This is a genomic window from Kovacikia sp. CALU 1929, from assembly GCF_056784235.1.
The window spans coordinates 223736-244073 of sequence record NZ_JBXBCF010000065.1 but is presented as its reverse complement, the minus strand read 5'-3'; the positions used below and the strand labels follow the sequence as shown (position 1 = coordinate 244073).

The following is a 20338-nucleotide window of genomic DNA, read 5'->3' as shown; positions in this document are numbered from 1 at the left end:
GAGTTACACAACTATGGACTATTCTTCCCATAATTTTTCATCTGATTCTACAGAGAACAAATCGGCTACTGGGCGATCGCCGGACCAGAAAATGATGGAGCGATGCCTGGAACTGGCTCGACAGGCATTGGGGAAAACTGCCCCCAATCCCTTAGTAGGAGCGGTCGTGGTTCAGGATGATGAAATTATAGGGGAGGGATTTCACCCCGCTGCTGGACAACCCCACGCAGAGGTGTTTGCCCTGCGTCAGGCAGGAGAACGCGCCAGAGGCGCAACCATTTATGTCAACCTGGAACCCTGCAACCACTTCGGGCGCACCCCTCCCTGTGCAGAGGCAGTGATTGAGGCAGGGATTAAAAAAGTAGTGGTTGGCATGATAGATCCCGACTCAAGAGTGGCTGGCAGTGGGATTGCCCGGTTACAGCGGGCAGGGATTGAAGTGGTGGTGGGTGTAGAAGCAGCGGCTTGTCAGGCATTAAACGAAGCCTTTGTTTATCGGGTCACGCACCATCGCCCATTCGGTATCTTGAAATATGCCATGACTTTGGATGGGAAAATTGCAGCCACAACCGGGCATAGTAGCTGGGTTACGGGTTCTGCTGCCCGGAGTGAGGTTCACCAGTTGCGCGTCGGATGTGATGCGATCGTGATTGGTGGCAATACCGTTCGCCAGGACAATCCATTGCTGACCAGTCGGCAGGCACTTCATACCCCCCTGCGGATTGTCATGAGTCGATCGCTCAACCTGCCAACCAACGCTCAACTCTGGGACACAACGACTGCCCCCACCCTGGTTGTGACTGAACCCGGCCCTAACCCAGAATTCCGCACTTTTCTGGTGGAACGGGGAGTAGAAGTGATTGAACTGATTCCCCTCACCCCCTATGCGTTGATGACCTTTTTGTATGAACGCGGCTTTATGAGTGTTCTGTGGGAATGCGGGGGAACCCTGGCAGCCCAGGCGATCGCCGATGGCTCCATTCAAAAAGTTCTGGCTTTCATTGCCCCTAAAATTATCGGGGGCAGCACTGCTCCTAGCCCTGTCGGCGATTTAGGACTAACAGCCATGACTCACGCTTTGCCATTGGAGCGGGTTAAGTGGCGATCCGTTGGTTCGGATCTCTTGGTGGAGGGATATCTAGGGATGAGAGGTGAGAGGGAGGCAGGAGAGATGTAGTCAATGAAAGATTTTCACCAAAATATCCGTGCATTTCTCTAAATCCCTGTTATATTCGCGCTATCAAGGCTTGTCTCAAGGAATGTCACCGTTTCAGCCTGGATTCCCTATTTTTAATTGATCGCTCCCCTATCTCCTCGTCCCTCCTCACCTAATCCCTCTGTACCGATGCATGGTGGAAATCAAGCTCTTAAGTCTGTTTGCTGGCAGTCTTGGTTTGCAGGCAATGTTTGCCAGTGGTTGGTTACGATGGCAACAGGTGGTTTTAGAGCGACAGCATGAGGCAGAGGAGGAAACGTTGACTCCCTACGAATCTAAGGAAACCCATTCTTCCCCTGAGGTTCAGCCCAACGGGTATGGAACATCACCTAAGGATCCGCGGTTGGCTGGGTGGGAGTTCAAGATTGTACGGGCAAATCAAGACCTGTTTCGGGATCCCAGGGTGTTTAAGCGGTTATGCGATGAGGAATCTCAGGCTGGCTGGATTTTGTTGGAGAAGCTAGACGATCGTCGCGCCCGCTTCAAGCGCCCCATCGCCCTACGCGATATTATTAAACCCGAATTTCTGCCCCACGATCCTTATCGCACCCACTTTGGCCCCACCTCAGACTGGACCAAGTTTTTAGTTGCGATCGCGTTTTTTGTCGCGCTGCTTCTGCCTGCCTACTTAGGCTTTGCCCTGGTCTCAGCCACCCTTTCAACCACTCGCCCCAAAGTCATCGACGCTCCACCAGCCTCACCCTCTCCCCAAGAACCCCTCCCGGCATTGCCCAAAAAGCTTTAGCAGAGGGGGCAGAAGGAGACGTTGAGAGTTGTTTGTCACTCGTCATTGGTCATTTGTTATCTGTAAATACCAATGACCAATGACTAAATGACCAATGACTGAGAACCACCGACTACTGACTGCCAACCAACAACCTTTACCACCTCACCCTTCACCTAAATCGAATAGTAGAGCGGAAAAGCCTTAGCATCCTTTGGTTTGACAAAGACTTTTTGCTGAGGTTTCAGGTTCAATTCATCAAAGCGATCGCGGGTGAGATGGGCGGTGAGTACCTGCCCGTCATCCAATGTCAACTCTGCCTGAATTTCCCAGCCTAAATGAATAATTCGGCTGACTCTAGCAGACACCGATGCCCCATTGGGAGAAGTCTCCACCAGAATATCTTGAGGACGCAAAAATATCTCTGGATGGGTTGATTCAAAACCATGCGCTTCAAAGATGCGGGAACTGCTGGGCAACACGTTCACCGGACCAATGAAACTCATCACAAATGCACTGGCAGGATGGTCATAAATTTCCGCAGGGGTGCCAATTTGCTCCACCATGCCCTTATTCATCACCACAATCTCATCGGCAACTTCCATCGCCTCTTCCTGGTCATGGGTGACAAACACAGTCGTTACATGAACCTCATCGTGCAGACGGCGTAACCAGGCACGTAAGTCTTTCCGCACTTTGGCATCCAAGGCACCAAACGGCTCATCCAAGAGCAACACCTTAGGCTCTACTGCCAGCGATCGCGCCAAAGCGACCCGCTGCCGTTGCCCACCGGAAAGCTGCGAGGGGTAGCGATCGCCCAATCCCTGAAGTTGGACCAGTTCCAATAACTCTTCCACCCGCGCTTTTACCTTCGCGGGCGGCACTTTACGAAGCTCTAAGGCAAATGCAATATTCTTGCGCACGGTCATGTGCTTAAACAGGGCATAGTGCTGAAACACAAACCCAATGCTGCGGTCTTGCACACTGCGATAGGTCGCATCCTCACCGATTAATAAAATCCGTCCCTCATCGGGAGTTTCTAACCCGGCAATTAAACGAAGCAGCGTCGATTTGCCAGACCCAGAGGGTCCCAACAATGCCACCAGCGAACCACTGCCGATTTCCAGGCTGACATTGGCTACCGCCTTAAATGTGCCAAACTGCTTCGATACGTTGTCTACGACGATACCCATCACAAACACCAATTTTCCGATAGGTTTACTGTAGTTTACACCACAGAGAAGTATTTAATCTATCTAGAAATCTTTGAATAAACCTGATCCAAATTGAGAACTGGAGATTTTCTCCAGGAAAAGCTACGGGTTTCTAAGTGGGTGAGGTTTATCTGTTGAATCGCTTGAATCGCTGCATTCAAGCAATGGCGACTCTACCCAGACCTTGGAAGTCTTCAAGACTTTGGAGGTCTATGCCAACCAAATCATACTCTTGATCCGCCAGGATTTACAGCGGTTTTACGCAGGGGCAATCCATCTGTTATGAAAGGAATGCCTTAGAATAGGAAGGTTGTCTAAAAACTATCCACCAATCCACTACAATGGCAGTCCCTAAGAAGAAAACGTCAAAGTCTAAACGCGATAAGCGTAAGGCAACCTGGAAGCGGAAAGCAGACTTCCAGGCTCAAAAAGCACTTTCCCTCGGCAAGTCTATTCTGACTGGGCGGGCGGAAGGGTTTGTTTACCCTCAAGATGACGAAGACGCAGAAGACGAAGAATAATGCAAGGGAACAATGCAAGGTAAATTCTTCGAAAAGCCAGGGGATGACTTACGCGATCGCGTTCCCCCTGGTCAACATCTGGCAAAAGGGTTTCCTGTGTTGACTTACGGTGAAACTCCTCAGGTCACACAGGAAGATTGGCAATTCAAAGTCTGGGGTTTGGTAAAGGAGGAAAAAGCCTTTACTTGGGAAGACTTTATGGCAATGCCCCAGACTAATTTTACGGCTGACTTTCACTGCGTCACGACCTGGTCAAAACTGGATGTGCAGTGGATAGGGGTGCGTGTGCCTGACTTTATGAAGGCACTGGACGTTGATCCCAAAGCGATGCATGTGATGGAGCATTGCTACGGTGGCTATACAACCAACCTTTCGATGAATGATTTTCTCCGCGAGGAAAACTTTTTTGCCCACACCCTATTTGGCGACCCTTTACCTGTAGAGCACGGCGGTCCGATGCGTTTGATCGTGCCCCACCTTTACGCCTGGAAAAGCGCCAAATGGATTAATGGTCTGGAATTCCTTAGCCGCATGGATTTGGGTTTTTGGGAGCGCAATGGCTACCACCACCGGGGCGAACCCTGGGCTGAAGAGCGCTATAGCACGCTATAGGGTAAGCCATCCCCAACCTTTAACCCACTGGGTTGACTGGGATGCGAACGGTAAAGGTACTGCCTTTCCCCACCTCTGACTGAACTTCAATCACTCCGTCATGGGCCTCTACAATTCGGCGAGAGAGATGCAGCCCTAAGCCGCTTCCACCCCTGCGGTGGCTCCCTTGTATAAAGCTTTCAAATAAAGTGGATTGTTCCTCTGCTGGGATGCCTGGTCCAGAATCTTCTATCTCCAAAACAGCGGTCTTGGACGAAGCGGACGTAACAGATAACCGAGCTTTGACAAACCCAGTGTCGGTAAATTTAATCGCGTTGCCGATCAAATTAGTAATCACCCGACGTAATTCCAGGCGATCGCCCATCACGATCATTTCGGGCTGTCCATCAGACTGGGCAGGATTTTCAAAGGTTACAGTCAGTCCCTGTTCCATTGCCAGAGGGGCTAACTCTTCCACAACTTGATAAATCAGCTCCGCTAAATTGACGGGAGAAAAAGTCAATTTTTTACGCCCTGCCTCGTAGCGGTAAACTTCGAGCAAGGTATTGACCATGACCAGCAAATTTTGGTTGCTGCGTATCATCGTGGCAACCGCTTCTCCCATCGCGGGAGGTAACTCTCCCAAAGCTCCCTGCTGAAACAGACTTAACATGCGATCAGCCGCAACTAGGGGAGTGCGCAGGTCATGGGTTAGACGAGAGACAAAATCTTCCCGTTGGCGGGCAATTTGATCTCGCTCATCCACACTATGCTTAAGCCGCAGGAGCGATCGTACCCGCGCTACCAATTCGTCAAATTCGACCGGCTTCCGAATGAACTCATCAGCACCAGTATCCAGCCCTTTAGCAACGCTGGGCTGGTCGTAGGCTGTAATCAACAAAATCGGGAGGAATGGCAGATTGGGATTCTGGCGAATGCGCCGAGTCACCTCAAAACCATCCATCTCTGGCATCATCACATCCAGCAGCAATAGATCGGGAGGAGATTTTTCAATGTAAGCCAGGGCTTCACGACCGCTATTGGTAACGTCAATGTGATACCCCTCCTCCTGTAACAGTGTTTGAATCAGGAAACAATTATCTGGTAAGTCATCTACAACCAGAATGCGATCGCGCTTAGGCTGCCGTGACGGGGAAGATTGATGCATGTTAACTGGATGGGGATATAAAGATGAACTCATCTAACTCACATATAAATAGTTTTGATTACCGAAATGAAAGTTTACAGGACAGCGAGTAATTTTACTTCCTTCTTAAGAGAGATCCTATTGACACCAGTTCAACATGGGTTTTCCCCTAATCAGGAGCTTATATCAGTTCAACATGAGTTTGCACTTAACAAAGGGCTTCAGCCCCTCGTCTACCAAGCATTCTTCTGTGCAGCTTCAGCTTCAAAGAGAATTGGTATGAGAGAGTAAAACCATCCTGATTTTTCAAAAATATTTGCTTTGATTGCCCCTACCACCATTGATGATTCCAAACAGTCTGGACAAACAACCTGAAATTGAGTGGGTGACAGCCAAAGAATATCGCTACAATATTGCAGGTATGTGGGGAATGTGTCAATTTCGATTGAGTCAACAGCCATTGTGTTGGACATCAGCCATTGTGTTGGACATCAGCCATTGTGTTAACCATCAGCCATTGTGTTGGACATCAGCCATTGTGTTAACCATCAGCCATTGTGTTAACCATCAGCGATAGTGACATCGCCGTTATAGTAGTTTCAGGTTCTAACTTTTGTCGCTTATAGATTTTACAGTTCATAAACACAGCTCATAAGATATTTAAGTCGTGAGATATTAAGTTGTGCAGGCAATTCACGCAAGCAGATAGTTGTATGCATCATTGGAGCGCCAGAGGCTCTATTCTGGGATGGAGCTAAGTCAAGATAGGGCTGTTCTGCCTACAGTGCAGACGCTTTCAGCGGCACAGATCCAACAGGTTTCCCCAGCAGCTCTGGCATACCTGGGAGATGCAGTTTACGAACTTTATGTCCGCCAGCGCTATTTATTGCCACCCAAGCGTATTCAAACCTATCATCACCAAGTTGTTGCTCAGGTCAGGGCAGAAAGCCAGGCAAGTTACCTGCGATCGCTGATTCCCCATCTGACCGATGCTGAATTGGAAGTTGTCAGACGAGGACGCAATGCAGCAACGGGACGCCCTAAACGAGTTGATCTGGAAACTTACCAGCAGGCAACTAGCTTGGAGACTGTAATTGGTTACTTGTACCTCACCAATCCCCAGCGCCTTGACCAACTGCTGACCCAACTGGAGCTTTATGACCCCTAGAAAACCCAATCGCGACTTCAATAAGCGATCCCAGCCAGATCGTCCAGCAAAACCTAAACCAAAGCAGGCAGATTCTCGCAGCCGTCGCCCCAAGCTCCGCTTAGGAAAAGCATCCTCTCCAGTTAAACCTCCGGTCAAGAAATCAGATGGACAGGCAAGGGTGATTGAGTCACCCACCTCAAGCCCGCCAAATCCTGCAAGTCATGCGCCTGCAAATCATGCGCCTGCAAGTTATACGCCTGCACACAATGCACCTTTCAATAGCGCAGATGATCATGAGGATGCAGACCTGATTTATGGTCGTCATCCGGTGCTGACTGCCCTGGAAAATCAGCGCAATCTCAATCGAGTCTGGATTACATCTCGACTCCGGTACGATCCCCGGTTCCATTCATTACTAATTCAAGCAAAGGCAAACGGGACTGTCATTGATGAGGTGGAGCCTCAACGTCTGGATCAGATAACTCACCGAGCAAATCATCAGGGTGTGGCTGCTCAGGTTGCTCCCTATGACTACCTTGAACTTTCAGACTTGCTGGAGCGGGCTAAAGCTGCTTCTGATCAGCCTGTCCTGGTCATTGCTGATAGCATTACCGATCCCCATAATTTGGGTGCCATTATTCGGACAGCGGAAGCTCTAGGGGCGCATGGGCTTGTGATCCCACAACGGCGGGCGGTAGGGGTGACATCGACGGTGATGAAAGTAGCCGCAGGCGCTCTGGAAACGTTTCCCGTAGCCAGGGTTGTCAATCTCAGCCGTGCCCTGGAAGACCTGAAAGCGGCAGGATTCTGGATCTACGGTACGGCTGCAAATGCCAGTCAGCCGTTACATACCATCCAGTTTTCGGGCGCGATCGCCCTGGTCGTAGGATCCGAAGGAGAAGGACTTAGTTTATTGGTTCAGCGAACCTGTGACCATCTGGTTTCGATTCCGCTGCATGGCAATACCCCCAGCTTGAATGCCTCAGTTGCATCGGGGATGGCGCTTTACGAAATTTTTCGTCAACGTTGGTCTAATACCTGGCACCTCAATTCATTAGAAAACGCAATAATCTTGAAAAAAAGTAGCGAAATATAACAAAATTTGAAGTGTTACCACCGATAATTCAACTGCAACGTGGTTAAAGATCGAGTAAACCATTGGTAATTGGCAAAGACCCATGAAAGAACTTTTTACAAGTCTGTTAAATTTGGTCGGACTAGCCTGGTGGGTTGAAGTTAAAACCGAAACACCTCACTGCACTTACTATTTCGGACCTTTTGGGGGAGCCAAAGCCGCTGAAGCGTCGAAAGCAGGATACCTAGCCGATTTGGAACAGGAAGGAGCACAGGGTATTAGTGTTTCAGTGAAGCGTTGTAAACCTGTAAAACTGACGGTCTCTGATGACCTGGGGGAGCAAGGTAGCCAGGGTATTTCTCGTGCCTTCAGTAGCCAACTTCAGTAATCCAGTCAGTGATTCTGTAGCACGATTTTTTCAACCAACACCCAGTTGCCCGCTCGATTTAGCCGACCGATGGCAGTAATAGATTCTCCCTGGCGAATCTTCATCATTTCCTTATTCACATAAGGATGCACCGTTACAAGTTGGAACGACTGCCCCTTCAGTTCCGCTGGTTCTCTTACCACAAGCTTGCAATTGAGCTTGTCGGTTTGCTCAATTTTGCCTGAAATACTTTGAGAACCGGGTTGAAGAGGGCTGGGGGACGATTTAGACCCAGCATTAACTCGTCTGGCTGGGCAGTTTCCCCCCGATGGATAAGCCTCCGGGTGATCCAGATAGTAGCTTTGCCACTGGTACCAATCAGGATGACTGGCAGGAAGGTTGAGCAGCGGAATCACCGCAGCCGGGGCTAATGGATCGCTTAACAGGGCTGTCTGAAGCGATCTCACCTCTAGTTCCCTCGGTTGACATCCCATCTCAATACAGAGTGCGGCTGCCATTCCTGCTGCCTGCCCAATTCCCAAAACGATCGGCTGAAGGCGAGTTGCTCCATTGGCAATGTGCGAAACTGAAATATTTTTCTCGCAAACCAGTAGACCGTCAATGGTTTCCGGCACCAGACAGCCATAGGGAACCGTAAACGGAGTCCCCGTCCAGCGTCCACCCCAGCGCATCGATTTGGGTTGCAGTTCAATGTCACCACTAGGGTAATGGTGGTCATTGGGATAGTTTCCGATCGCGATCGCCTCACACACCGTTTCTGCTACCGTGCAACCCTGCCCAACAACCCTGATGGGTAAGGATGCGACCGATCCCCCTGGGATGGGCAGAATATTCTGTTCCCTAACCGTTGTTAGCCCCTTTAAACGGCGGCTTTCCCGGTAATAAGGGTGCAGCGCATAGCCACCCCCACCTAAGGAATTTGCGCCTGCCGGAAACATATCCTCAGCCAGACCGTACCGGTGATCGAGGTGTGTTTGAATAAAGTGAGCAAACCCCTGGGAATGCCAGCGAGCTTCCTGAAGAAACTGACGACGAGCAGATTCCGATTCAACTAACCGTCCAATCCCCTCGCCATAATCATTACCCCGGCGGGGCCAGTTGATCATGAATTGGTTGCGGGGTAAGCGTCCATAGTTCAAAAAAGCTGCCGCTCCATGCTGTTCCCATGCTCCTAGAAATCTTTCTGGAGCGTAATTGGGCGGCACAGGAATTTCTGGCGCGATTGTGCCCTCGCCATAGTCCTGCATGACGACAACCCATGTAGGTACCTGAATAGGATACTGCTGCATCAAAAGGCTGGGAGCGGAGGGCGCACTGGGTTCAGCCCATTCTGTACTTAGCTCCCAGCCCCACCGGCAGGGAATCTCTCCCAGTGCCAGCAGATCCCCCAACTCTGTTCCATCCAGGATGATACTGGCATGAACTGTGCATTCAGCAAACCGAACCCCCGTAACCCGATTTCCCTGCCGCAAAACCTCCAAAGGTACCTGCTCCGAAATCCATTCTAAATTGGGGAGTTCCATCACCCAATCAGCAAAGATTCGAGCACCCACACGAGGATCGTAGGTAAAAAAACTTACCCAGCCATGATCTAACCCTTCTGGTTGGCGGTGCTGTAACTCTCGCAGAAACGCTCCCCAGATCCCGGTTTGAAAGGGAATTAGCTCATTCCCATCAGGAGCCGATACCCCCGCACTGGTCAACATTCCTCCCAGCCAGGAAAATTCGCTGACCAGAATCGTCTTTGCACCGCGACGGGCGGCTTGCAGGGCAGCAGCCGTTCCACCGGTGCCCCCCCCCACCACCAGTACATCGGCATCGAATTCACGCATAAGCCTTTTTGTGGTCGCAGCTAACAGGTATCTATATACCAGGTAATGGGGGGATGTTAGTTGTTAGTTGTTAAACCAGTTCAATATGAGTTTGCACTTAACAAGGGGCTTAAGCCCCTTGTCTATCTACTGACCAACCGGCTGCCCACCCCGAAACTGCCCAGAAAATCGCTTGCCATTGGAGTAAACTACAACGCCTTTACCATCAGGCTTACCACCCCGTAGTTCTCCGGTGTAGCTTCTAAACGGATTGCCCGATGGGTAAGTGCAGGTTCCCTTACCACTCAACTGGCTGTTAAAGAAAACTCCCTGGCAGCGGATTCCTTCAGCATCCACCAGAGTACCCTGCCCATTCACCTGACCCAGATAAAAGTCTCCAGAATAGGTGCTGCCACCAAACTTCATCGTGCCCTTGCCGTGGGGTTGCCCCTCACGAACGCCACCGGAGTAGGTCATCCCATTCGGCATGGACAGTGCCCCTTTGCCAGAGAACTCGCCTCCCCTAAAGGTGCCTATATAGCGCCCGCCATTTTGATAGGTGAGTGTGCCTTGCCCACTAAATCGACCGTTTGCAAAGCCCCCTTCGTAGCGATCGCCGTTGTTAAACAAATACATGCCCCTGCCATTGGGTAACCCGTTACGGACGGATCCTTCATAGCGCTCGTCATTTTGGTAAACAAACATTCCAGACCCGTTGGGTAAGCCATTCCGGATCTGTCCCCGGTAGTAGTTGTAGGGATTGCCGGGCTTAACGTCTGAAAACACACAAATGCCGGTTCCATTCCGTCCACTAAAGTTTCCTTCGCAGGTTGCTCCATCATCCAGCGTAATGGTTGCGGCTCTGGCGGGTAAAGGTTGAGCGAAACCAATCGCAGCCTCTAGGGCAGAAACGGCTAGAATACCGATACCCAATCGTTGAATTGAAAGATACATAATCAGGTGCTCCGTTTAAAAATTCCTAATCGTTTTGATCTCCAACCGCATGGAGGAGAGGCAACAGGGCAAAAAGAATCGCGGAACCGGGGGACATAAAACAACCGGCTGATTCACAAAAATCTTTGGAAAGACTTGAAGCCTAGATTTCCCTAAAATAGCCAGAGTTCTAACAATTTAATTGCGGGTAACAATGAAGACTATCCGGAAAACATGACTGAAGTCCAATAAGAATATTCCGTAACTCCGGAGGTAAGCCAGATTGCCCCAGGAGTTACTAAGCTTACAATGCAACCTATCCTTTAATTCCCTCCCTCCTTCCCCCGTTCGGTTTTATCCTTTCGCCTTCTGCCTCCGTCTCGCCTTCATTCTTCCCCTTTCCCACTCTCCCCCTGTACCCTATATCTCAGGGAACCACCAACTGAGTATGAGCAATTCACCGGAAACAAACCGCCAACGTAGCCGTGCAGTCCGGCTGATGCTCATTGAGGATGACCCGGTTTTTCGATTGGGGCTGATCACCGCGCTGGAGCCAGTTCCTAATGTGGGGGTCGTGTTTGAAGCAGACACAGGAGCTTCCGCCCTGCGGGTATTACAGGATTGGCTGGCGGGTCGTTCTGCGGAGTCAACGGCAGGGGGGCAGGAAGCGATCGCCCCCGACCTGGTACTCCTCAGCCTGGATCTGGGGCAGTACCGAACCGGACAGAATACGGGATTAGCGGTCTGCCAGCAAATTAAGACCATCCATCCCCAACTGCCCATCCTGTTGCTCAGCTCACGACCTGATCCGCTCCAGTTAGCCACAGCGTTGCAGGCTGGAGTTGAGGGTTACTGTCCCAAGGGCATTGATATTGCAGAATTAGTCACGGCTATCCGGCAGATTGCATCGGGTCAGCCCTACTGGAACCAGGCAATGCAAACCATTACCCAGGCGTTGCAATCATCTCCGTCTGGGGGCACGTCTGGGGAAACTGCAATGCCAGGGGGTTTCTTGACTGCGACTCCGCCCAGCCGCCCAACCAGACCCCCTTCTACGCCTGCCCTGTCTGAGACCGCAACGCCGCTGTCAGTTTTGCGGCGTAATCTGCGGGTATCGGGAATTCAGCAGATTGAGACGGCGATCGCCCTGCTTGAAGCTCAACTTCAGCACCCTAATCTGACCCTTTTGGAAGAATTGGTTTTAACAGGTCGCCACCGCGAACTTCGTACCGCCCGCTGGTTGGTCAACCGCCTTCTGGCACCCCCTCAATCAGCCACAGGCATTCCCCCCGCATCCCTGCCCTCCGCTGCTCCCCCACCCCCCAGGCAGGTAGAAGGTACTCCCCCTGCTCAACAAATACAGAGGAATGCCCCCCTGCCCGTCCGCTCCTCTGATCCCACTTCCTCCGAACCAGCACAGGAGACTTCCCCGCCTGCCGCATCCCTTGCCCCTCCTACGCCCGCTGCTCTGCGCTCCCTGCGGGCAGCTTTGTTTGACATGACCTCTGCCCGCTTACAAACCAGTCTGCACAACCTGACCAGCATTCCTTTGGAAACTGACATTCTCAAGGAGGAAAAGAAGCGGGAGTTGCTTTATAGCATTCTGCGTAAGCTAGAAGAAACCCTGGACGATTTGCGCTTTTCCCAGGTTCAACCAGAACACCTGGAAGGAAAGCAGGTGGCTATTTTACTGGATTTGTGGCAGGCGGCAACCACTGATTTTTTTGGTAAATACTTCACGATTCCAGTCAATAATCAACCCGTTGAAATCGTCGATTTTCTGCTTCAAGATGCTGAGATTGTGCAAGCAGGAATTTTGAGTAAAATTCCCTTGGTGCCGGAGTTTTTGACCCACTTACTGTTTCAAACGCCGTTAACCATTGATGATGACTCCTATGCCGTTGGCACAGTAGAAGCAATGGTGCGGATGGAAATATTATTGCAAAATCTGACCGTTCAGCTTGCCAATGCGGTTATGCAGCCAGTCTTGAATCGGTTTGGCAACATTGAAACGATCAAGCGCTCCTTTTATGACAAACGGCTTCTCTCAACCCGGGAAGTTGAGCGGTTTCGTAACGATCTCTCCTGGCGCTATCGGATGGAGCGATATTTTAGTGAACCTACTGCGATTTTTGAGAGTCGCTTTAACCTCTTTGCTTTAACCGAGGGAGGAATCACTAAGGCTTCAATTTATGCCCCACGTAATGGGGAACTGGCAGAACTTTCAGGTATTCCACTCGTGGTCACGCTGGCTCTGGAGGCACGGGATGCGATCGCTCCCCGGTTTCGGTCTGCGATCTCATTTCTGGGTAGTGGGGTGGTTTACCTGCTCACAGATGTGGTGGGGCGGGGCATTGGTTTAATTGGACGCGGGATTGTCAAAGGGATTGGCAATGCCCTCCAGGACACCAAATTTAGCCGGAACAGTGAGCGATCGCGCTAAATAGGCGACCGAGAGCAGAGAATGCTGGCATCTTGGAACCCATCAACCCACACCCCCCGTGTTCCCGAAATCCTCTCAGCCACGATAATAATGGGAAAGCGATCGCTCAGCAAAGCCAATAGAACTTACTCAATCATGGCTTCATTATCGCGATCGCCTACAGCGAATGCAGTGTTCTCAAACTTCATCCTCTTGCAGATGATGAGAACACCTATTTATTTTCGGTGGAATTAGCGCTGACCGTCAAAAGACGTAGAATCCCAGAAAATTGGTTAAAACCTTTACGAGACAAGGGTTACAGATTTTTGCCGGACTACGCTTACTCAATCAAATGTTAAAAGAGTTCATATTTGACAAGAAACTTTAAAGGTCTTCTGGTTCAATGATTGTCGGATAATTTGTTGTCGGAATCACGCTCAATCACAGGAACTAATCGTATGGCAGCCATTGCATCCATTACCGCCAGAGAAATTCTCGACTCCCGTGGCAACCCCACCGTTGAAGTCGATGTCGTTTTGACTGATGGCAGTAAGGGACGGGCAGCCGTTCCTTCGGGCGCGTCTACCGGCAGTCGAGAGGCACTGGAAATGAGAGATGGAGACTCCAAGCGTTATGGTGGCAAGGGAGTCTTGAAGGCAGTTGAAAATGTGAAGGGAGCGATCGCATCTGCGCTGAAGGGAGATGATGCTTCAGACCAGGCGGCGATCGACCAGAAAATGCTGGAACTGGATGGCACCGAGTACAAGTCCAACCTGGGCGCAAACGCTATTTTGGGCGTGTCAATGGCGATCGCCCGTGCGGCTGCAACCTCAGCCGGAACCCCGCTATACCAATATCTGGGCGGAGACGGCGCTACGTTACTCCCCGCACCCTGCTTCAACATTTTGAATGGGGGGGCGCACGCCGACAATGTTGTGGACTTTCAGGAGTTTATGATCGTTCCCACCGGGGCACCAACGTTTAGTGAGTCCCTGCGGATGGGTGCAGATGTTTACCATGCCCTGAAGTCCATTCTGAAGCAGAAAGGTTACAGCACTGGCGTAGGTGATGAAGGTGGTTTTGCGCCTAGCTTGAAGGCAAATGTAGAAGCCGTTGAGTTGATCCTGGCAGGGATTGAGAAAGCAGGCTTGAAACCGGGAACCGATATGGTGATAGCCCTCGACCCTGCAACCAGCGAACTCTATCGAGAAGAAGGGGGCTATTACGAGTTCTACAAATCTGATAAGAGCCACAAGACCACTGGAGAAATGATTGACCTGTGGGAAAGCTGGGTCAACCAGTTCCCCATTGTCTCAATTGAAGATGGATTGGGAGAGAAAGACTGGGAAGGCTGGCAGGAACTGACCCGCCGGTTGGGAAACCGGATTCAGCTTGTAGGGGATGATGTGTTTGTTACCAATCCCAAGATTATTAAGCAGGCGATCGCGGATGGCGTAGGCAACTCTTCCCTGATTAAGGTGAACCAGATTGGCTCCGTCACCGAAACCATTGATGCCATCAATATTTCCTACAGTGCAGGCTACACCTGCATGGTCAGCCACCGTTCCGGTGAAACCCCCGACGATTTTATTGCCGATTTAGCCGTTGCAACCCGTTCAGGACAGATCAAGACAGGTGCTCCCTGCCGGGGAGAACGGCTTGCTAAATACAACCAACTGATTCGGATTGAGGAAGAATTGGGCGGCAGAGCCGAGTACGCAGGCTGGTCAACCTTTAAGAAGGGTTAAGAGGCGGATATAGCGTTATCTGGAGGTGTCTTCGGTTCAATTGCCTTAAACCGGGAATTAAACTGAAACTTTCCAGATAACGGCAAAACGCAGCGGCGGCAGATAACTGTAACTCAGCCCACGGCTTGCCACCGTCCGCTACCGTGTGGAGTGAGCTAACTCGAGCCATTCACACTGACGCGCCACACGGATGGTCGGATGCTCCTATCCCAGTGCTGGCGATCGCGATATTGGATCAAACAGATCTGCATCAGGAATATTAGGTTCTAAAAAAATAAGGGGCATCGCCACGATGCCCCATCACAGATTCGGAACTTTTGAACAAAAGCTATTCACTTGCATTCAGACAACAATTAGTTACCTGGCTGCGAATCTGGTTGCGCTTGACGACGCTGGCGCATTTGTTGCCGTTTTTCCTGAAGTGTTTGGCGCTGTTCGGCAGTCAAGACGGCATCCATCTGCTGTCTGGATTCTTCCCAAATGGATTTCATTCTGGCTTGTTGCTCCTCAGTCAGATTTAGGGAAGCAAACATTCTGCCCCGTCTTTGCCCTGGTTGTCGGTTAGTTTGCCCCTGTTGTCCTGCCGCCTGCCTCTGTTGTCGGTTTGCTTGCCGCTGTTGTTTGGCTGCTTGCATTTGAGCCTTTTGCTCTTCAGTTAATACGGCTTCAATCTGGGCACGGGTAGATTCACGAATTTGCTTCATTTGGGCTTTTTGGGTTTCTGTGAGATTCAGATTCGCACCCCACTTACCCATCCGAGGACCCGTTTTCTCTGTCCGAGTACCCGGAACAGGAGCCGTTGATTGAGAAAAGGAAGGGAGGATCGGTGTTGCGGTAAGAATCAGCGCGATCGCTCCAGGCACTATCAGAGAGAGGTTTTTTGTCATGGTTGAACCCATCAAATGTCCTAGGTTAGTAAACGACTGTAATCAATCAGTCGTATCTTTTTAGACAGAAGTGGCTGGAAGAAGGTTCAATTTTGTCGTACTCGTCCCAGGGTGGTGATATAAAGAACGGCTTCATCGGCAGGGATGCCCAGGACTTCGTTAACCTCGTCATCAAAGAAGCCGCCAATACCGCTGACTCCTAAGCCTAGATAGATGGCAGCCAGATTCAGTCGTTGTCCTAAATGACCAGCATCCATGTGGAGGTAACGATATACCCGATCGCCATATTCCTCGATCGCCGCTTTTAAGTCGGCAGTGTGGAACAGCACGGCGGCTGCATCGCGTCCCAGTTCTTGCCAGAGGCAGAGAAAGTGTAGCTCTTTACGAAAATTTTTGAAGCGGATCTGGCGGAGTTCCTGAGCTTTGGGGGCGTAGTAGTAGCAACCTTCTTCCAACCCAGTTACAGAGGAGACGGCGATAAAAGTTTCAACGAGATTCAGGTCGAAATAATCGGGCGTTCCATCTAAGCTCTGGTCAGTGTAGTGCTGGGGGTGGTAAGTAAAGTCAAGCAGGGCTTTCAGTTCATCCAGGCTGAGGTCTTCACCTGTGTAAGTACGGGTAGAGCGTCGCCGCAGGATGGTGTTTTGCAGTCCTTCCAGATTATCTCCCCAGGCAATGGGTGAAGTCGCGGTTGAGACTTTGAGGCAGAAAGGAAAGTTATACTTGTCTGCTCGTTGACCTTCCACCGCTGGAGGTTTCCAATTTACTTTTACACCAGGATCCAGGGGCATCTGGGTTGCCTGATGGAAATAGCTAAGAAGTTGCCCGTCCGGGATACGGGGGTAACTTGTGTGGATGGCAGCGGGTTGAATGGTTCGTGCCAGAGGTAAATTTTGCTTGACTTCTAGTAGATCTGCCAGGGGAATGACTGCGATCGCCCCCTCCTGGTCTGCATCCAGGTACAGTAGTTGGTTGAGCGCTTCATCCATAAAGCTGCCAATCAGGTGTGGGCGATAGTCATTCATGGCGCACGCCAGTTCAATGTTGCCCAGTAAATGACCACTGTCTAAGCAAATCCGACGGTAGGCACGATCCTGGTAACGCCACGCAGAACGCAGGAAAACAGCCGTAATCACCAATGCCAGTTGGGTATTTTCCAGAATTGGATGCCAAAAGCAGGCGGTTTGTAGCTTTGTCCAGACATCATTTTCCCAAAAATGTACCAGGGAGTGGCTGCGTGCCTGGTAGTTATAGAGTCCAGCCGGTAGGAGGGGGGTTCCGCGTGACATCAGGTAAACCTCAGCCGGGTACAGCCCCCCTGCTGAGGGAGCCGCCCGCAGGTATTGAGGATTATCGGGCAACGGGATCATCCCGGTCAGCCCATAGCTGCTGTAGAGTAGCCAGGACAGCCGGTGCCACCAGGCATCCGCTGAGGACGCGGGTGGGTCAGGCGACATAGAAGCTGGGATAGCGCTTTGCCGCTCTGCCTCTCTGCGCCTCTGCTTCCCCGTCTCCTCTTGCAAATAAGGCTTCAGGTCAAAGGACTGACCAATTTTATATTCCTTGAACGGGATCGGTTGCTGGCTCCAGTCCAGCGATTTACTTTTAGCGTTGATGGTCTGTGGAGCGTACTTGGTGCGCTCGTGATAGTGCTGGGCGATCGATGCCGTCGGTTCTGGCATAGCGCATCTAAAGGAGGGTTCGCTTTAATCTTGGCACTGTCCGGCTTGAAAGTGCTACTCAGGGAGCAGGGGTCGGGGCACTATAAACGCCTCCCCCGTACCCCTACCCTGGACCCCGGAACCTGGACAAGCGATAGTTATCCAAATGGGATTTCCATACCTGATACCCTTCGTGACTCAGATGTAAGCCATCGGTTGTCAGGTTGGGCAGCATTGCCCCTTCAGCATTGGTGAAGTGAGAGTACAGATCCAGGTATTCCACGTTCTCGTCCTTTGCGATCGCCACCAGCTTTGCGTTGAGTTCTTGAATGTAGTGTTCGGGTAAACCGTTGAGGCGATCGACCCAGAGGGGCGGTTGGCGGTTTTGCTGAACTGCCAGACGAGCCTGATGCTGGAGCAGCCAACTACTTCCATAGGGCAGAATCGATTGCAATACAATTCTGGCTTGGGGATGAGCCGCTTTCAAATGGCGTACAATCTCGCGCTGGTTGGCTAATAGCGTTTCTTCCCGAACGCCCTGAATCAAGTCATTAATCCCAATCATCACAAAAATGGCAGCGGGTTGGGTGTGATCAAACAACCGCAACCGTCGTAGTAAACCATAGGAAGTCTCTCCTGAGATGCCCTGGTTGAGCCAGGTAGATTCAGTTGAGAGCAATTCTTGAGGAAACCAGAGGCTAAGTGAATCTCCCGCCAAAATGATCAAATGCTCAGGTCGCTGTTCTGCTGCCACTTTCGCCTCTCGCCGCAGCAAATCAACCCATTGTTCATAGGTAAGTTGATGACGCGGTCCCAGTTCTGGCGGGGTGGATGCCTGCCTGGACTCTGGCTGAAGAGATGCAGCATCAACCTGGGAAGATGCCGGTAAGCTGGAGCGGTAAAACAGAAATGCTGACAGAAATAGAGCTGACAGTCCACTGCCAGTTGCTAACAAAATTGCCCAACCTGGAAAAGAAAAACGCCTGTACACGTCTTAGATCTAGCGTAGTTTGACTCAGATTTTATAGCAGGGAAAGGGGAACTGGGCAGGAGAGAGCCTTTGGATAAGGAGCAAACTATGGCCCTTACAGAGATGAGGTTGATAAAGGTCTTTGACAAAACTTGAGTAGAACAATACAGCGATTTCCCCATCTGTAAAGTACTTCCCGACACCGGGATCTGGGTGAAGGTGACAGGGTGCCGAGAGTCCACAAGTATCACCAGCAACTAACAATTAACAACTAACAACTGCTTACCCGCTCCTAATCTAGAGGACGTTTTGAGAAAGTAATCTCCCCTGCCAGGTCTTCTCCATATGCCTCTTCACCATGTAAGTGGATATCCAAACCTTCCTCTTCGACCTGATAGGAAACGCGCAAATCTATCAAATAGGACAATCCTTTGAGGATCAGCCAGGTTCCTGCCCCGGCAACCAACCAGGTAACTAATGCCGCGACAATCTGGATCGCAACCAGACGAGGATGATTAAACAGCAAGCCGTCACTTCCAGCAGGATTGACGGCTCTGGTGGCAAACACCCCGGTCAGAATGATTCCCACCGTTCCTCCAATGCCGTGGATGGGGAAGGTATCGAGGGAGTCGTCAAACTGGAGCTTTACTTTCAAGTGGATGGCAAAGTAACTGGCAAGCGCGGTGGCGGCTCCAATCAGGATGGCAGAGAGGGGGGTGACAAAACCTGCCGCTGGCGTGATACCGACTAGCCCGGTGACAAAACCGCTACCCATACCGATCGCCGTCGGTTTGCTCTTTAGTAGCCATTCAGCGATCGCCCATGCCAGTCCCCCTGCCGCCGCCGCCACCGTTGTCGCCACCACTGCCACCGTTGTCAGCGCTCCCGCCCCCATCGCATGACCACCACTTAAACCAAACCAGCCAAACCAGAGGATGCCAACCCCTAACAGCACGTAGGGCACATTGTGGGGAATCATTGGCTTCACCATCCAGTCCTTGCGGGGACCCAGGACCCAGGCAGCCACCAGTGCCGAAACGCCCGCACCAATATGCACCACAGTCCCACCGGCAAAGTCCAACACCCCGATTGAAGCCAGCAGCCCCCTGCCCCAAACCATGTGTACCAGTGGAATGTAAACCAGAGTAGACCACAGAAGGATGAACCAGAAAAACGCCTTAAAGGAAGTGCGCTCCACAATTGCCCCCGAAACCAGCGCCACGGTGATAATGGCAAAGGTCATCTGGTAGAACATGAAGAGCTGATGGGGAATGGTTCCGGCGTAGCCAATCGGGTCGGGTGCATCAAATGCCACCCCATTAAGTCCAACCCAATCCAGGTTACCGATGAATTGCCAGATCCCGGAGGCAAAAGCTTGCCCCTCTGACAGGGGGGTAGAAAAACTAAGACTATAGCCCCAGAGAATCCAGGTGACTCCGACAATTGCCATCGCTGTCAAGCTCATCATCATTGTGTTGAGCACATTGCGCGATCGCACCAACCCACCATAGAAAAACCCCAGTCCCGGTGTCATCAGTAGCACTAGCGCCGATGCAATCAGCATCCAGGCAGTATTACCTGAATCAATTGGGGATATATCTGGGGCAACTTCCTGGGCGATCGCGGTTTCCCCCATTAAACCGATCAGCAGAGTGCTGATCCCGATTGCTATCAACGGCAAACTAAATGCCAGGATCAACCGAGGCAATGGCTGAGTTTGTCCTTTTCTCTGTTCTCTACCCATGAGCTTGAAAGGGCTTTGCCGCCCAGCACCCCACCACCGGGTGGCAGAACCAGAATGGTGTCGGGGTCTACTCCCTAACTTTTTGGGAAGCGTCAGTTTAGCCATCATTACAAGACTCCCTCATGACACAGGCGAT

19 protein-coding genes are annotated in these 20338 nt (G+C 51.2%); 10 read left to right on the top strand and 9 right to left on the bottom strand.

From position 1 onward, the window contains the following. Positions 1-13 precede the first annotated feature (13 nt). Both ribD and AC1S52_RS12825 read left to right on the top strand, forming a co-directional pair. Complete coding sequence (ribD, locus tag AC1S52_RS12830) at positions 14-1177, top strand: bifunctional diaminohydroxyphosphoribosylaminopyrimidine deaminase/5-amino-6-(5-phosphoribosylamino)uracil reductase RibD (protein ID WP_482029404.1); 1164 nt, start codon at positions 14-16, stop codon at positions 1175-1177. A gap of 172 nt (positions 1178-1349) precedes the next feature. Further along, the gene (locus AC1S52_RS12825) at positions 1350-1961 is read left to right on the top strand and encodes a hypothetical protein (RefSeq protein WP_482029403.1); all 612 of its coding nucleotides are present in this window, start codon (positions 1350-1352) and stop codon (positions 1959-1961) included. A 155-nt stretch (positions 1962-2116) separates the two neighbouring features. Here the strand turns inward: AC1S52_RS12825 and AC1S52_RS12820 are convergent, their stop codons facing one another. Further along, positions 2117-3133, bottom strand: coding sequence for a sulfate/molybdate ABC transporter ATP-binding protein (locus tag AC1S52_RS12820; RefSeq protein WP_482029402.1), 1017 nt, complete (start codon positions 3131-3133; stop codon positions 2117-2119). Between the two features lie 362 nt (positions 3134-3495). On the opposite strand from AC1S52_RS12820, the gene rpmF reads away from it, so the two are divergent. Continuing rightward, the gene (gene rpmF / locus AC1S52_RS12815) at positions 3496-3675 is read left to right on the top strand and encodes a 50S ribosomal protein L32 (RefSeq protein ID WP_482029401.1); all 180 of its coding nucleotides are present in this window, start codon (positions 3496-3498) and stop codon (positions 3673-3675) included. A 12-nt stretch (positions 3676-3687) separates the two neighbouring features. Next, positions 3688-4287 carry a sulfite oxidase-like oxidoreductase gene (locus AC1S52_RS12810; RefSeq protein ID WP_482029400.1) on the top strand — a complete coding sequence of 200 codons (600 nt, stop codon included), beginning with the start codon at positions 3688-3690 and terminating at the stop codon, positions 4285-4287. Between the two features lie 19 nt (positions 4288-4306). Here the strand turns inward: AC1S52_RS12810 and AC1S52_RS12805 are convergent, their stop codons facing one another. Then, the gene (locus tag AC1S52_RS12805) at positions 4307-5467 is read right to left on the bottom strand and encodes a sensor histidine kinase (protein ID WP_482029399.1); all 1161 of its coding nucleotides are present in this window, start codon (positions 5465-5467) and stop codon (positions 4307-4309) included. Positions 5468-5756: 289 nt separating this feature from the next. Here AC1S52_RS12805 and AC1S52_RS12800 point away from each other — a divergent pair, with 289 nt between their 5' ends. The 4 genes from AC1S52_RS12800 to AC1S52_RS12785 all read left to right on the top strand — a co-directional run bounded on the left by AC1S52_RS12800 (position 5757) and on the right by AC1S52_RS12785 (position 8026). After that, positions 5757-5990, top strand: coding sequence for a hypothetical protein (locus AC1S52_RS12800; RefSeq protein ID WP_482029398.1), 234 nt, complete (start codon positions 5757-5759; stop codon positions 5988-5990). A 207-nt stretch (positions 5991-6197) separates the two neighbouring features. After that, positions 6198-6581, top strand: coding sequence for a Mini-ribonuclease 3 (locus AC1S52_RS12795; protein ID WP_482029397.1), 384 nt, complete (start codon positions 6198-6200; stop codon positions 6579-6581). Beyond that, positions 6571-7659: a 23S rRNA (guanosine(2251)-2'-O)-methyltransferase RlmB gene (gene rlmB, locus AC1S52_RS12790; RefSeq protein ID WP_482029396.1), complete on the top strand. Its 1089-nt coding sequence runs from the start codon at positions 6571-6573 to the stop codon at positions 7657-7659. Before AC1S52_RS12795 ends, rlmB begins: the two co-directional genes overlap by 11 nt. An 82-nt stretch (positions 7660-7741) precedes the next feature. Beyond that, the gene (locus tag AC1S52_RS12785) at positions 7742-8026 is read left to right on the top strand and encodes a DUF1816 domain-containing protein (RefSeq protein WP_482029395.1); all 285 of its coding nucleotides are present in this window, start codon (positions 7742-7744) and stop codon (positions 8024-8026) included. Between the two features lie 5 nt (positions 8027-8031). Here AC1S52_RS12785 and AC1S52_RS12780 read toward each other — a convergent pair whose 3' ends face one another. After that, a complete protein-coding gene (locus AC1S52_RS12780; protein WP_482029394.1) occupies positions 8032-9858 on the bottom strand; it encodes an FAD-dependent oxidoreductase in 1827 nt (608 codons plus the stop codon). A 126-nt stretch (positions 9859-9984) separates the two neighbouring features. After that, complete coding sequence (locus AC1S52_RS12775) at positions 9985-10791, bottom strand: MORN repeat-containing protein (RefSeq protein ID WP_482029393.1); 807 nt, start codon at positions 10789-10791, stop codon at positions 9985-9987. A gap of 427 nt (positions 10792-11218) precedes the next feature. Here AC1S52_RS12775 and AC1S52_RS12770 point away from each other — a divergent pair, with 427 nt between their 5' ends. Together AC1S52_RS12770 and eno are read left to right on the top strand one after the other, a co-directional pair. Then, positions 11219-13213 carry a DUF3685 domain-containing protein gene (locus tag AC1S52_RS12770; RefSeq protein WP_482029392.1) on the top strand — a complete coding sequence of 665 codons (1995 nt, stop codon included), beginning with the start codon at positions 11219-11221 and terminating at the stop codon, positions 13211-13213. Between the two features lie 437 nt (positions 13214-13650). After that, positions 13651-14940: a phosphopyruvate hydratase gene (gene eno / locus AC1S52_RS12765; protein ID WP_482029391.1), complete on the top strand. Its 1290-nt coding sequence runs from the start codon at positions 13651-13653 to the stop codon at positions 14938-14940. Here the strand turns inward: eno and AC1S52_RS12760 are convergent. The 5 genes from AC1S52_RS12760 to AC1S52_RS12740 form a co-directional block, all read right to left on the bottom strand. After that, a complete protein-coding gene (locus AC1S52_RS12760; RefSeq protein WP_482029390.1) occupies positions 14927-15109 on the bottom strand; it encodes a hypothetical protein in 183 nt (60 codons plus the stop codon). The genes eno and AC1S52_RS12760 overlap by 14 nt on opposite strands. A 184-nt stretch (positions 15110-15293) precedes the next feature. Further along, complete coding sequence (locus AC1S52_RS12755) at positions 15294-15827, bottom strand: hypothetical protein (RefSeq protein WP_482029389.1); 534 nt, start codon at positions 15825-15827, stop codon at positions 15294-15296. Between the two features lie 86 nt (positions 15828-15913). Beyond that, entirely contained in the window at positions 15914-17509 is a 1596-nt protein-coding gene (locus tag AC1S52_RS12750) for a SagB/ThcOx family dehydrogenase (RefSeq protein WP_482029388.1), read from the bottom strand. 103 nt (positions 17510-17612) lie between these two features. Beyond that, positions 17613-18479 carry a GDSL-type esterase/lipase family protein gene (locus AC1S52_RS12745; protein WP_482029387.1) on the bottom strand — a complete coding sequence of 289 codons (867 nt, stop codon included), beginning with the start codon at positions 18477-18479 and terminating at the stop codon, positions 17613-17615. 271 nt (positions 18480-18750) lie between these two features. After that, positions 18751-20310: an ammonium transporter gene (locus AC1S52_RS12740; protein ID WP_482029386.1), complete on the bottom strand. Its 1560-nt coding sequence runs from the start codon at positions 20308-20310 to the stop codon at positions 18751-18753. Positions 20311-20338 lie beyond the last annotated feature (28 nt).